Origin of the sequence: Vibrio sp. ECSMB14106, assembly GCF_000972265.1 — a bacterium.
GTDB classification, from domain to species: Bacteria; Pseudomonadota; Gammaproteobacteria; order Enterobacterales; family Vibrionaceae; genus Vibrio; species Vibrio kanaloae.
Window position 1 is genome coordinate 58,244 of sequence record NZ_LAUM01000010.1, and the last position, 13,226, is coordinate 71,469.

11 protein-coding genes are annotated in these 13,226 nt (G+C 44.3%); 7 read left to right on the top strand and 4 right to left on the bottom strand.

Annotated features, from left to right (window positions below):
• Positions 1 to 109 precede the first annotated feature (109 nt).
• The 4 genes from lpoB (at position 110) to WR49_RS09060 (ending at position 4,144) form a co-directional block, all read left to right on the top strand.
• Entirely contained in the window at positions 110 to 700 is a 591-nt protein-coding gene (gene lpoB, locus WR49_RS09045; protein ID WP_017057020.1) for a penicillin-binding protein activator LpoB, read from the top strand.
• A 155-nt stretch (positions 701 to 855) separates the two neighbouring features.
• Entirely contained in the window at positions 856 to 1,710 is an 855-nt protein-coding gene (locus tag WR49_RS09050; protein ID WP_046223786.1) for a phosphotransferase, read from the top strand.
• Between the two features lie 111 nt (positions 1,711 to 1,821).
• A complete protein-coding gene (gene ycfP / locus WR49_RS09055) occupies positions 1,822 to 2,361 on the top strand; it encodes an alpha/beta hydrolase YcfP (RefSeq protein ID WP_017057022.1) in 540 nt (179 codons plus the stop codon).
• Between the two features lie 493 nt (positions 2,362 to 2,854).
• Complete coding sequence (locus tag WR49_RS09060; protein ID WP_017057023.1) at positions 2,855 to 4,144, top strand: NAD(P)/FAD-dependent oxidoreductase; 1,290 nt, start codon at positions 2,855 to 2,857, stop codon at positions 4,142 to 4,144.
• A 114-nt stretch (positions 4,145 to 4,258) separates the two neighbouring features.
• On the opposite strand, the gene WR49_RS09065 is transcribed toward WR49_RS09060, so the two are convergent.
• From WR49_RS09065 to WR49_RS09080, 4 genes are all read right to left on the bottom strand, one after another.
• The gene (locus WR49_RS09065; RefSeq protein WP_046223787.1) at positions 4,259 to 4,804 is read right to left on the bottom strand and encodes a GNAT family N-acetyltransferase; all 546 of its coding nucleotides are present in this window, start codon (positions 4,802 to 4,804) and stop codon (positions 4,259 to 4,261) included.
• A gap of 134 nt (positions 4,805 to 4,938) precedes the next feature.
• A complete protein-coding gene (locus tag WR49_RS09070; protein WP_046223788.1) occupies positions 4,939 to 5,706 on the bottom strand; it encodes a peptidoglycan binding protein CsiV in 768 nt (255 codons plus the stop codon).
• A 62-nt stretch (positions 5,707 to 5,768) separates the two neighbouring features.
• The gene (mfd, locus tag WR49_RS09075; protein ID WP_046223789.1) at positions 5,769 to 9,230 is read right to left on the bottom strand and encodes a transcription-repair coupling factor; all 3,462 of its coding nucleotides are present in this window, start codon (positions 9,228 to 9,230) and stop codon (positions 5,769 to 5,771) included.
• 6 nt (positions 9,231 to 9,236) lie between these two features.
• Entirely contained in the window at positions 9,237 to 9,806 is a 570-nt protein-coding gene (locus WR49_RS09080) for a hypothetical protein (protein ID WP_046223790.1), read from the bottom strand.
• A 227-nt stretch (positions 9,807 to 10,033) separates the two neighbouring features.
• Here WR49_RS09080 and lolC point away from each other — a divergent pair, with 227 nt between their 5' ends.
• Genes lolC through lolE form a run of 3 tightly spaced genes read left to right on the top strand, consistent with a single transcriptional unit; the run spans position 10,034 to position 13,172 of the window.
• Complete coding sequence (gene lolC, locus WR49_RS09085) at positions 10,034 to 11,242, top strand: lipoprotein-releasing ABC transporter permease subunit LolC (RefSeq protein WP_046223791.1); 1,209 nt, start codon at positions 10,034 to 10,036, stop codon at positions 11,240 to 11,242.
• Positions 11,235 to 11,927, top strand: a complete 693-nt coding sequence (lolD, locus tag WR49_RS09090) for a lipoprotein-releasing ABC transporter ATP-binding protein LolD (RefSeq protein ID WP_017057029.1) — start codon at positions 11,235 to 11,237, stop codon at positions 11,925 to 11,927. Before lolC ends, lolD begins: the two co-directional genes overlap by 8 nt.
• Positions 11,928 to 13,172 carry a lipoprotein-releasing ABC transporter permease subunit LolE gene (lolE, locus tag WR49_RS09095; protein WP_004736253.1) on the top strand — a complete coding sequence of 415 codons (1,245 nt, stop codon included), beginning with the start codon at positions 11,928 to 11,930 and terminating at the stop codon, positions 13,170 to 13,172.
• Positions 13,173 to 13,226: the final 54 nt, after the last annotated feature.

Consider the following 13,226-nt stretch of genomic DNA (forward strand, 5'->3'; position numbering starts at 1 on the left):
AGAACAAAGTTAAAATAAACAGGGATCAAAAAAGAAGAACTATTGATTCGCTAATACAAGAATTTAAGAGTGAGGGTCACCCCACTCAGTGATAAGTTAAGGAAATAACATGAAAAAGAGTGTCATTGCGTTACTAGGTTTAGCGGTTATTTTAGGTGGTTGTTCAAACAAGGTAAGCTACGGTGATGCACAAGCAGTAGAAACCACGACAATCGATTTCGGTTCAACTGACCTTCAAACGATTGCGGGTGAAATGGTCGATAGCATGATGGCTTCTGGTTCTGTGGCTTACATCACTCGTGAGCAGCGTCCAATCGTGTTTGTAGAGCGAATCAAGAACAAAACCAGTGAGCACATCGATACAGAGTCAATTACTGACACTATCAGTACTAAGATGTTGAACTCTGGCAAGTTTCGCTTCGTTGATATGGACCGTGTAGAGTCTGTTCGTGACCAATTGAATTTCCAAAATAATGATGAGTTGGTAAACCAAAGCTCAGCAATCCAGTTTGGTAAAATGGTCGGTGCGCAATATATGTTGTACGGCAACCTATCAAGCATTGTAAAGAAAGACGGTAGCGATGGAGATGTTTACTACAAAATGACGATGCGTCTAATGGATCTTGAGTCTGGTTTGATTGAATGGGCAGATGAGACTGAAATCCGGAAGCAACAATCTAAGAGCCTACTGGGTCTTTAATTTCGCTTACTTGTTAACTCAACGCAGCCAGTATTGACAGTGTTTAGCTTGGCCATACGCCAATGCAACAGATCAAATGCTGTTTTATGAAGAGACACTGGCTTTTGGTCAGTGTCTTTTTTGTAAGAACTGAAGACGTTTATAGGGAATAAACAATGGCAATTTTTTCTTGGTCTGAGGCTAAGCTTCTTGATACCAGTCTGAGTTCGCTTGATGGTTACTTTTCTGACCCACCAATCAGGGCGCAGACCTTAACAGGCGGTTTGACTAATCGATGTTGGAAATTGGTTTCCGCAGACGAGAAAGCGTATGTTTGGCGCCCGATTACGCCGATCACTAAAGCTTTTTTTATCTCTCGTCATGAAGAGTACCAAGTATTGTCTACCATAGAACGTCTTGGTATTGGCCCAAGCCCAATACTGGTTAATCAGCACGGGTTACTAGTCGAGTGGGTAGCAGGTGATACGTTATATGAGGGGCTAGACCTATATCACCTCTTAAAAACACTCACATCGGTGCATTTAGTTAACACCAAGCGACTACCACTCCAACCGTTTAGCTTCACCGCACGAGTTGACCATTACTGGCTTCAACTTGATGATGCACACAAGAACGAAACCTATACTACTATTTATCAAGAATGGCGATCAGCTCCGAACATCTCAAGTGTTGGTTTATCTCTGTGTCATTTTGATTTGGGTGGTTATAACCTCGTGAAGAGTCGCGACGGAATCAAAATCATTGATTGGGAATACGCATCGTTGGCAGACCCAAGACTAGACTTGGCTTTAACCATCTCTGTTGCCGGTGCGCCTATCGCTGAAGCCGTTCATCAGTATTGTCAGCTGCGAGACATCCATGATGTGCAGACTTGGGTGGACGGGGTAGATCAATGGTTACCACGCTGTCGAATGATGGCAATGCTATGGTATTTATTGGCACATCAGTTATGGGGAGACGGTAGTTACGTAGAGGAAGCGGAAGATCTTAGCCGCACTTTCTGTAATTAGGATCACGTTTAGGAAGTGAAAAAAATCTAATTTTATTTCTCTTTACTTTAAAACCTTACTTTTCATGTTAGATTAATCTAAGCGTACCAGTATTCAATAAGGGAGGTACAAATGATTATTTACCTGCATGGCTTCGACTCTACGAGTCCCGGCAATCACGAAAAGATATTGCAGCTGCAATTCATTGATGATGATGTTCGTTTTATTAACTACAGTACTTTGCATCCCAAACACGATATGCAACATTTACTTAAAGAAGTGCATAAAGTGATAGAGCAATCCGATGATCCACATCCAATCATTTGTGGCGTGGGTTTAGGGGGTTTTTGGTCTGAGCGTATTGGTTTTTTGTGTGGGATTAAGCAGGTATTGTTCAACCCTAATTTGGAACCTGAGAACAACATGGTTGGCCGAATAGATCGCCCTGAAGAGTACGAAGATATCGCAACTAAGTGTGTTGCTCAGTATCGCATGAAGAATAAAGGACGTTGTTTAGTTATACTTTCTCGTGCTGATGAAATTCATGATAATACAAAGACTGCAGCTGCGCTTGAAGACTACTACGATGTTATTTGGGATGAGAAAGAGAGCCATAAGTTCAAAAAAATTTCTCAGCACCTTCAGACAATAAGTGCTTTCAAAAACGCTTAATCACTCTATTCTATTTTCTAAAAAAGCAGTACTTAATCGAGTGCTGCTTTTTTACATCTAAACTAAGAGGGACTCTTTTTTCTAGATGTTGATGTATGTTTGATTATGAGCTGTTCAAACGTTAGCTCATTCGTTGCGAATCCTCATTAAGGTTAAGGATTATTGTTGCGGTCATCTTTTTGCTATATATAATGTTCACAAGAAAAATATTTTGACAAATATCAAAAAAAATTGAGAGCGAGTGAAAAACTTGCCCATTATTTGTGTTCTTCCTCGAAGGTCGACACCTTTTAGTTTTACCCACGTGAGCAGAATAACAGAAAAGCATTTGTTATTTGAAACCCCTCTAACTACTCGTGAGCTGTTGTCAGCCATTATCACAGTTATCAAATAAGCCGTAACCTTTGAAGGTAGGCTGAGTAGATATATAGAATTTATCGGTTGGAGTAATCGAGCCGAACCCCATTTATTCATTTTGTAGAGGATTGTCATTGTGACAAAAATTATCGTAGTAGGCGGTGGTGCTGGTGGTTTAGAGCTAGCAACGAAACTCGGTCGTACCTTAGGTCGTAAAAAACGTGCTCAGATTACCTTGGTAGACCGCAAAGCAAGTCACCTATGGAAGCCATTACTTCATGAAGTAGCAACTGGATCGTTAGATGAAGGTGTTGATGCATTGAGTTACCGCGCGCATGCAAAAAACCACTACTTTGACTTCCAAATGGGCAGCCTGAACGACATCGACCGTGAGCGTAAAGTCATTGCTCTAAGCGAGTTTAAAGATGATCACGGTGAACTGCTTATGCCAAGCCGTGAGCTCGAATACGATATCCTGGTGATGGCGCTAGGTTCCACGTCAAATGATTTCAATACTCCAGGTGTTCGTGACAACTGTATTTTCCTTGATAGCCCAGAGCAAGCACACCGTTTCCGTACAGAGATGAACAATCAGTTCTTGAAGCTTCACGCTAAAAACGGTCAAGGGACCGTCGATATTGCGATTGTTGGTGCTGGTGCGACAGGCGTAGAGCTTTCTGCAGAGCTACACAATGCGGTTAAAGAGCTTCGTACTTACGGCTTTGGCGACCTAGACTCAAGTAAGCTGAACGTGAATCTTATTGAAGCGGGTGAGCGTATTCTCCCTGCTCTTCCTCCTCGTATTTCAAGTGCTGCACACTCTGAGCTAACGAAGCTTGGTGTAAACGTTCGTACTAATACTATGGTGACGCAAGCGGATGCTGATGGCCTAACAACCAAAGATGGTGACAAGATCCCAGCGCAAATAATGGTTTGGGCTGCAGGTATCAAAGCACCAGATTTCATGAAAGATATCGGTGGTCTTGAGACGAACCGTATCAACCAGTTGGTTGTGAAAAACACGCTGCAAACAACACTGGATGATAACATCTTTGCTATCGGTGACTTGGCACAATGTACACAAGCCGATGGTTCATTCGTTCCACCACGTGCACAAGCAGCCCACCAAATGGCAAGTTGTGCATTCAGCAATATTATTGCCAAACTAAACGGTCGTGACCTGAAAGATTACATCTACAAAGATAAAGGATCGCTTGTTTCATTAAGCCGTTTCTCTACGGTAGGTAGCTTGATGGGTAACCTAACCAAAGGCTCTATGATGGTTGAAGGTCGTATTGCTCGTATAGTTTATATATCTTTGTACCGTATGCATCAAATGGCGCTTCATGGATTAATCAAAACATCGTTGATGATGTTAGTTGGCCGTATTAACCGTGTACTTCGTCCAAACTTAAAGCTTCACTAATCGGTTACGCTTTTTTAAAGAGTGGTGTACACAAATAATCAAAAAGAGCTCTTTGGAGCTCTTTTTGTTTGTGTTGATTCATTGCTATCTCTGCATACCCCACTCTAACAACGGTTAAGAGGTTGGAGGTAACACGGAATAAACAACGCCATCTTTCGGCTTTCCATTAAATATAAAGCGATTCTTGGCGATGGTTTCTCGTTCAGCGCCACATTTCTCAATCAACCTTTGACTTGGTAGGTTCTCGGTGTCGCAGACAATCTCCAAACGCGTTAACTTGAGTTGCGCGAAACAAAATTCAAATAGTGCGAGCATCGCTTCTTTAGCGATCCCTTTCCTTTGAAAGTCATCACCCACCCAATAACCTAAACTCGCCATATTAAAGGTGTGATAAAGTTCATTGATCGCAACCATACCGACTAACTTATCGCTTCTTCGCTCAAAGATACCAAAGCCAAATGCGTCTGCTTTGACCCAATTTAAGCGAGTTGCCAGAATGAACTTCTCGGCTTCGACGATTGAAAACTCATTGTGGCACCAGTCTACCCATGGAAGCAAGCTAGGGGAGGATTTTACCAGCTGAGAAAATTCTTGAGCATCTGAGGCTTCAATGATTTTGAGGTTAAGGTGCTGTGTATTAATCTGAAAATCAGGGCTCATAAGAAGTACCGAAGAATGTGTAAATGTTAGGTAAGAATAGTAAGTACGTGTGAATATGTTGCTGTACTTAATAAAACGCCCTCGCAATGGAGGGCGTATAGAATCAATATACCTTAAGTTATTTATACATCGACTTATTGTGCTACACGTCGAACTTGAATCACCATTCCAAGAAGTGGGTGGTCAAGGTAGTGAGTTTCGGTACTGCGCATACGACGTTTTTGGTCCATGCGGTAGCTCTTAAGGAACTCTTCCACTTCAACGGTCGGAGATACCTCTGTGAGGTTACCAACTTGAACATTGCTCTCTGCCCCACTCACTGGTGAATCTAGCTCGATTTGTTGTTCTTGTAGAGTCACTTCACGAACGCTTGGTGCTTTTAAATCTAACGTTGTTTCAGCGTATAAATAGTGCTGCACGTAGATTTGTAGCTTACCGTCTAATTCATAAAGCGGCTTATCAATAGTCTCTTCTTGAAAGCCATCCGGGTTTGATGCAGTCACAGCGCCTTTCTCAGAACCGTCGGCATTGAACTGCTTAGAGAAGTCTCTACCAGCTTGAATGTGGAAGACAGGAGCATAGCTTTTACCTTGGTCACCTTGACGCCAAGCGGTATGCATCAAAACTTCAAAGCCGGTATGATTGCTCAGTCTATTTTTCTGAGGCGCTAACTTATATTCCGAGTAAGGGAGCATCTGCACGCCTTTCCTGGAGCGATATTGGGTATCTTGAAATGAACCAACGCGCTCAAGTGAAATCTCAGGCTGAGTGTTCGGCCAAGACTCGTTGACTTTTTCCGCATCAACAGCGCGCTTGAAAATGATCACTTCTATATCAAATTGTCTCTGCGCCAAACTTGGCAGTGAGACGAACAATAGTAGCAGTGGGATCAGTCTTTTCATTTTTACTCCGTCTCCCAGCCGCTGTTACGGCTGGATAATTTATATGTGCAGTGGATTGGGCTTTATGCCGAAGGCAGTAAGTTCTGTCTGAATTCGCCCAATAAATCACTAACAAATTGAATTCGTTTCCGTCTGTCGACCAATGGTATCGTAAATTTGAACTTTGTTGGTCCTTCCATTGAAAACTTTTGCGGTTGGGATTGCAATAGTTTAACAAGGTAGGCCGGGTTTATGTCAGCATCCGGGTAGAATTCTAAGAATCCGCCCTTATCATGAGCTTCAATTTTCTTCGCCTTAATAGACGCGGCCGCTAACTTAAGTTCAGATACGGACAACAAGTTCTTGGTGGCATCAGGAAGGCTACCAAAACGGTCGATTAGCTCAACTTTCAGCTCTGCTAGCTCATCAGTATCACTGACGCTCGCAATACGCTTGTAGGTCGATAATCGAGTATTGATGTCTGGAATATAGTCGTCGGGCAATAGTGCAGGCAGACGCATTTCAATTTCCGTCTGTTCTCGCAACAGGTCATCAAGTGAAGGCTCTCGGCCTTCTTTCAGTGCTTCAACGGCTTGTTCAAGCATTTCCATATAAAGTGTAAAACCAACGGATTGTATTTGGCCACTTTGATCATCGCCTAACAGTTCACCTGCACCACGAATCTCTAAGTCATGAGTCGCGAGAGTGAATCCAGCCCCTAAATCTTCTAAAGAAGCAATGGCGTCTAATCGCTTGATGGCATCTTTTGTCATTGCTTTCGGATGTGGCGTTAGTAAGTAAGCATAAGCTTGGTGGTGAGAACGACCCACACGACCACGCAATTGATGCAGCTGTGCCAAACCAAGGTGGTCTGCTCTATCCATCAATATGGTATTTGCTGTCGGAACATCAATACCTGTTTCGATAATGGTCGTACACACCAGAAGATTGAAGCGCTGATGGTAAAAGTCATTCATGATGCGCTCTAGTTCGCGTTCTCGCATCTGGCCATGAGCCACGGTGACTCTCGCTTCTGGAATCAGTTTTTGCAGTGACTCAGCCGTCTTTTCAATCGTGTCGACTTGGTTATGCAGGAAGTAAACTTGACCACCACGCATGATTTCACGAAGTACCGCTTCTCTTACGACGGCACCATCACTCTCGCGGACGAAGGTTTTTATCGCCAAGCGTCGTGCTGGTGGTGTGGCGATGATTGACAAGTCACGCATACCGCTCATTGCCATGTTCAAGGTTCTTGGAATTGGCGTTGCAGTGAGTGTTAGGATGTCAACATCGGCACGCATCGCTTTCACTTTCTCTTTCTGACGTACACCAAAGCGGTGTTCTTCATCGACAACCAGTAAGCCAAGGTCTTTGAATTTAATATCGCTAGAAAGTAACTTGTGAGTGCCAACCAAGATATCAACCTTACCGTCGGCGACATCCTGCATGATCAATTTCTGTTCTTTAGCAGACTTAAATCGAGACAGTACTTCGACACGTATCGGTTGGTTTGCGAAACGGTCGCGGAAGTTTTCAAAGTGTTGCTGAGCAAGTAGTGTAGTCGGTACCAATACAGCGACTTGCTTACTGTTATCGGTACATACGAACGCTGCACGCATTGCGACTTCCGTTTTACCAAAGCCAACATCACCACACACCAAACGGTCCATGGCTTTTGCTTGGCACATGTCAGACATAACGGCATTGATGGCCATCGCTTGGTCATCGGTTTCTTCAAATGGGAATCCAGATTTGAAGGTCGCGTACTGACCGCGGTCTAATACAAATTTGTAGCCAGGTTTGAGCTCTCTCTTGGCGTAAACATCAAGTAGTTCTGCTGCAACGTCACGGACTTTCTCCGCCGCGCGCTTACGAGCTTTCTGCCACGCTTCACCACCGAGTTTGTGCAGTGGTGCTGAGTCTTCAGCACCGCCTGAATAACGGCCAATCAAGTTCAGAGACGCAACAGGCACATATAACTTGGCATCGTTTTGATATTCAAGTGTCACGTATTCAGTTTTCATGCCGCCGGCTTCGAGTGTTTGCAGGCCGATGTAGCGACCAATGCCGTGGTCAATGTGAACAACAGGCTGACCCGGTTTAAGTTCCGCTAAGTGACGGATTACGGTGTCGCTGTTTACGCTTTTCTGATCTTTCTTACGACGCTGTACAACACGATCGCCGAGTAAGTCGCTTTCACAGACAATGGCGATGTTTTGCTCTTCGTGGATAAAGCCATGCTCAGCAGAACCGAGGATCAGGCTGAACTTATCTTTACCTTTAATCGCCGCGTCGAGGTTTTCAACTTCGCTTGGACGAACTTTGATGCCGCGGAGCAATTCACTAAGTGCTTCACGGCGACCTTCAGATTCAACCGAAAAGACCACTTTGCCGTCGAAGACTTCAGTGAACTTTCTTAGGTTTGCGAGTGGCTCTTTATTCTGATGTTGTACACTGAGGTCTGGAAGAGACACAACTGGAAGGTTGATACGTCCGGCTTTCTCTTCGATTGAATCTAAGCTCAGGTTGACTTGTGGTTTCTGTTTGAAGTGTGCGAACAGTTCATCTTTCTTCAACCAAAGCTGTTCTGGTGTCAGTAATGGTCGAAGTGGATCAACACCGCGTTGCTCGTATCGGTGAGCAACATCTGTGAGGAAAGTGTCGACAGCTGCTTCTACGTCACCAAGTACCAAGAGTTGCGCTTCATCGGCAACATAGTCGAACAAGGTTTCGGTGTGGTCGAAGAAAAGCGGTTGCCAATATTCAATACCAGCAGGCCATGTGCCTTTAGATACCTGCATATAAACAGATTCCGGTTCACGGCGCGCATCAAATTGTTGGCGCCAACGAATGCGGAAATCTTCAATCGCCGTTTCCGAAGTTGGAAACTCATGAGCAGGTAACAGGCGAATCTCAGAGATATCTTCGATAGAGCGCTGATTTTCAGGATCGAAAGTACGGATGGTGTCGATCTCGTCATCAAAGAAGTCGATACGGTACGGATCTTTACTGCCCATAGGGAACAGATCGAGAATAGAGCCACGGCTTGCGTATTCACCCGGACCAAATACTTGATCAACGTAACGATAGCCAGATTTTTCAAGCTGAAGGCGCAGTTTCTCTAAAGAGTAAAGATCGCCTGTTTTGACCATTAGGGTGTGTTGCAGCAAGAAGTCTCGCGGTGATTGACGTTGCAATAGCGTGCTGATCGGTACTATCGTAATACCATCTTTTAGCGTCGGTAAAGCATAAAGGCGTGCGATACGATCTGAAATGATCTCTTGGTGCGGTGAGAAGCTGTCGTAAGGCAGTGTTTCCCAATCAGGAAATAGTGCGACTTCATGCGCTGTAAATTGTTCTATTTCAGACTGTAGCTTAAGTGCGACTTGTGGGTCTGGTACTGCAAGTACAGTATGGCTGTTGTGTTGCTCTGCGAGTTTAGCTATGGCTAGAGCGAGAGAGGAACCGACTAGGTTACCGATGTGCTTCTTGTCACCGGCTCCTTTGAGTGTAGGTAGTGTAAAAATAGATTGTTTGGTCATGTTAATTTACTTGTTATCTCGTTCTAGAGAGCGTTGACGTAAGAGCTTCTGTTGTTGATGAAGTGCAGCCTTGATCAGTAAGTCTTGGTCAGTATCGCGAAGATGAGCATATTTAAATTTTATTTCGAAGCCTAAATCTTTAGGTTCGCTAGCGAAGACTTCCGCGTAGCAATAAATAGCGGCGGCAGGGTGTTCGATAAATAGCTTAGCTTTAACTAAGCGACCTGTTTCGATATCTGTTTTGGAAAAACAAGAGAACTGACTCGCACCAAAAGAGTAGGTGTGTGTACGAAATTTCTCATCATCTTGTTGTGATAGCATAAAGCTCAACAAGAGGTTTAATTTAGAGTTTTGTGCATCCAATAAACTGGTGACATTCTTCAAGTCGCTGTTTTTCAGTTCAGCGCGAGCACTGTCGGCTAACAGGTCCAATTGGCTAAATTCACTCGCCACAACAAAAGGGGCAGGGATCTCGGATTCGAACTGAATTTGAGAGGGTAAAGTGAAGTTACTTTCCATTGGTTCTATATTCGCGGTAAGGCTGTGGTGAACGGTGAAAAACTCTTGTTCTGTCATGCGTTAGTTCCTTGAAGTGATCTATTGATTATCGCTATGTGGCCGCAGTAATCAAGGTCAGTTAATTGAAAGTCTTAAATAGTTGTTTGAAATATCACTATTTGACAAGGTTCTGTTTTTCAAGCCTAACTAATTGAGTTAATTCACTCTATATTTTCAATTACCCCCTACACAGTAACTGCAATACCCGTTACATTAACCCGCATCCCTTTTTGATGGTTCAAAGTATGTTTCATCCTATTTCAATGTTTGTTGGCCTGCGTTATTTGAAAGGCCGTTCAGGTGATCGCTTTAGCCGTTTTGTTTCTTATATGTCGACGGCGGGTATTACCATTGGTGTGCTGTCTTTGATTACTGTTTTATCGGTAATGAATGGATTCGAAGCGCAGTTAAAAGACCGAATTCTTGGCGTGCTCCCTCAAGCCGTCGTTTATGAGCAAGGAGGCACAACGTTACTTGCTGCTCAAGCCCCTAGCTTTGCAGAGCAAATGTCGCTCAATGGTCACGTTGAACCGATTGTTCGTAGTGAAGCAGTGATACAAAGCCCTGCTCAGTTATCTGCGGGTCTGTTAATCGGCATTGAACCTAATTCAGATGACCCTCTTCAGAATCACTTGATTGCCGGTAGATTGTCTTCACTCCAAGCTGGGCAGTATCAGTTATTCCTTGGTCATACTTTGGCGAGAAACTTAAAAGTCTCGATGGGCGACAAAGTTCGCTTAATGGTCACGAGTGCTAGTCAATACACGCCGTTAGGGCGTATTCCAAGCCAACGAAATTTTACCGTAGCCGGTATTTTCAATACAGGTTCAGATATTGACGCTCAATTAATGGTTACCCACATTCAAGATGCAGGTCGTTTGATGCGTTATAAGTCTGACACCATTTCAGGCTGGCGACTGTTTTTTGAAGACCCGTTTGAAGTGGCAGAGTTATCAAACCAACCGTTACCGGAAGGCTGGTTGTGGAGTGACTGGCGTGACCAACGTGGCGAGCTATTCCAAGCCGTGCGAATGGAAAAAAATATGATGGGCTTGATGCTCGGGCTGATCATTGGTGTTGCCGCATTTAATATTATCTCTGCGTTGATTATGGTGGTGATGGAGAAGCAATCTGAAGTTGCCATTCTTAAGACCCAAGGAATGACCGACGGTCAAGTGATGGGGACATTCATGGTTCAAGGTGCAAGTAGTGGGGTGATTGGTGCGTTATCGGGGGGCGTGTTAGGTGTTGTATTAGCAATGAACCTCAATACTATTTTAAAAGCGCTCGGTGTCGCTCTGTTCTCATTTGGTGGCCAGCTGCCAGTCATGATTGATCCAATTCAAATCGCCGTTGTTGTGGTTTTGGCTATTGCACTTAGCCTGATTGCCACTGTATTCCCTTCTTATCGTGCATCGTCTGTGAAACCTGCTGAGGCCCTTCGTTATGAGTAATTTTCTTCAATGTAATGATATCCGTAAAACGTACCGTGAAGGCTCGTTAGATACTGAGGTGCTCAAGGGAGTCAGCTTTGAAATCGAAAAGGGTGAGCTAGTAGCAATCATCGGTACCTCTGGGTCAGGTAAAAGTACCTTACTGCATATCTTAGGCGCATTAGACGATGCTTCAGCTGGCAGTGTGAGCTTTCTAGGCCAGGACTTGTCGTCTCTGAGTTCGAATAAGCAAGCCAAACTTCGTAATCAGCATCTTGGTTTTGTCTATCAGTTCCATCATCTTCTATCTGATTTTTCAGCGTTAGAAAACGTAGCAATGCCGTTGTTGATTGGTGGTGAAAAGCCCGCTAAAGCAAAGCAAGAAGCGCAACGTCTGTTGGATAAAGTTGGATTGAGTCATCGTGTTGATCACCGACCTTCAGAGCTTTCTGGTGGTGAGAGACAACGAGTGGCGATTGCTCGTGCATTGGTGAATAAGCCTGCGTTAGTCTTGGCAGATGAACCAACCGGTAACCTTGACCATAACACCGCACTTTCTATTTACGACTTAATGCGTGAACTCAACCGCGAGTACGACACGGCCTTTTTGGTAGTAACTCATGATGGTGAACTTGCAGGTAAGATGGATCGCCAGCTTCACATGCAAGATGGTTTATTGGTCAACGTAGAAAAAGAGGAGAGCTAAGTGTTTTCTTCTTTATCTCTATTGATAGGTGGCCGATTTAGCCGAGCGAAACAACGAGACAAAATGGTGTCGTTCATCTCTTTGTCTTCGACGATTGGTATTGCCGTTGGTGTGGCGGTGATCATTATCGGTTTGTCTGCAATGAATGGCTTTGAGCGAGAGCTTGAGTCGCGTGTACTTTCCGTTATTCCACATGGTGAATTCGAGGGTGTAAATGAACCAGTGACTCGCTGGGAGCACGTGATTGAGCAGTCGGTGAAAAATGATAAAGTTGTAGCTGCAGCACCCTATGTAAAAATTACCGCGCTGGCCGAAAAGGGCAAAGAACTCAAAGCAATTGAAGTTCGCGGTGTTGACCCACAACTTGAACAACAGGTATCAAGCCTATCGAAATTTATTGATAAACAAGCTTGGAGTGAGTTTAAAGCAGGGCAACAACAAATCATCTTAGGTTCTGGTGTGGCTAACGTGTTGGGGGCGAAAGTGGGTGACTATCTAACCTTGATGATTCCAACGGTTAACGGTTCTGTCAAAGTTCAGGCGCCAAAACGAGTTCGAGTGAAAGTGGTTGGCTTGCTGACGCTTAATGGCCAAATAGACCACAGCTTGGCGCTAATCCCGATTGGCGATGCTCAAGCTTATGCAAACCTAGGCGAGGCAGTAACCGGAGTTTCTTTAAAAGTGACCGATGTGCTGAATGCGAACTCTATTGTGCGTGAAGTGGGTAACCAGCTTGATGTGTATGTGTATCTACGAAGCTGGCAACAGAAATTTGGCTTCTTGTATCGAGATATTCAGTTGGTTCGTACCATTATGTATCTGGTGATGGTACTGGTTATTGGTGTTGCTTGTTTCAATATTGTCTCGACCTTAATGATGGCAGTCAAAGACAGAGCATCGGAGATCGCGATTTTAAGAACCATGGGTGCATCAGACGGTCTTGTGAAGCGCATCTTTGTTTGGCAGGGCGTATTTTCAGGTGTGTTAGGCAGCTTAGTCGGGAGTGCGATAGGTGTCTTGGTGGCGCTTAATCTTACGACGCTTATCAAAGGGCTCGAAACGTTGGTCGATCACCAATTCTTGTCCGGTGATATCTATTTTGTCGACTTCTTGCCATCACAACTTGATATGACGGATGTTGTTGTGGTTTCCGGCACTGCGATTGTGCTGAGCCTACTAGCGACGTGGTACCCAGCATCACGAGCAGCTAAGTTAAATCCGGCCTCGGTGCTTAGTTCTAAATAATGCTCGCTTCTAATAACAAATAAATCTTCTTTCTCCAGGTGCAAAAAAAAAGGA

Bases quoted from the DNA above. Each gene is read 5' to 3' on its own strand.
- WR49_RS09070 (WP_046223788.1), bottom strand. From the start codon at position 5,706: ATGAAAAGACTGATCCCACTGCTACTATTGTTCGTCTCACTGCCAAGT.
- lpoB (WP_017057020.1), top strand. From the start codon at position 110: ATGAAAAAGAGTGTCATTGCGTTACTAGGTTTAGCGGTTATTTTAGGT.
- ycfP (WP_017057022.1), top strand. From the start codon at position 1,822: ATGATTATTTACCTGCATGGCTTCGACTCTACGAGTCCCGGCAATCAC.
- lolC (WP_046223791.1), top strand. From the start codon at position 10,034: ATGTTTCATCCTATTTCAATGTTTGTTGGCCTGCGTTATTTGAAAGGC.
- mfd (WP_046223789.1), bottom strand. From the start codon at position 9,230: ATGACCAAACAATCTATTTTTACACTACCTACACTCAAAGGAGCCGGT.
- WR49_RS09080 (WP_046223790.1), bottom strand. From the start codon at position 9,806: ATGACAGAACAAGAGTTTTTCACCGTTCACCACAGCCTTACCGCGAAT.
- WR49_RS09065 (WP_046223787.1), bottom strand. From the start codon at position 4,804: ATGAGCCCTGATTTTCAGATTAATACACAGCACCTTAACCTCAAAATC.
- WR49_RS09050 (WP_046223786.1), top strand. From the start codon at position 856: ATGGCAATTTTTTCTTGGTCTGAGGCTAAGCTTCTTGATACCAGTCTG.
- lolD (WP_017057029.1), top strand. From the start codon at position 11,235: ATGAGTAATTTTCTTCAATGTAATGATATCCGTAAAACGTACCGTGAA.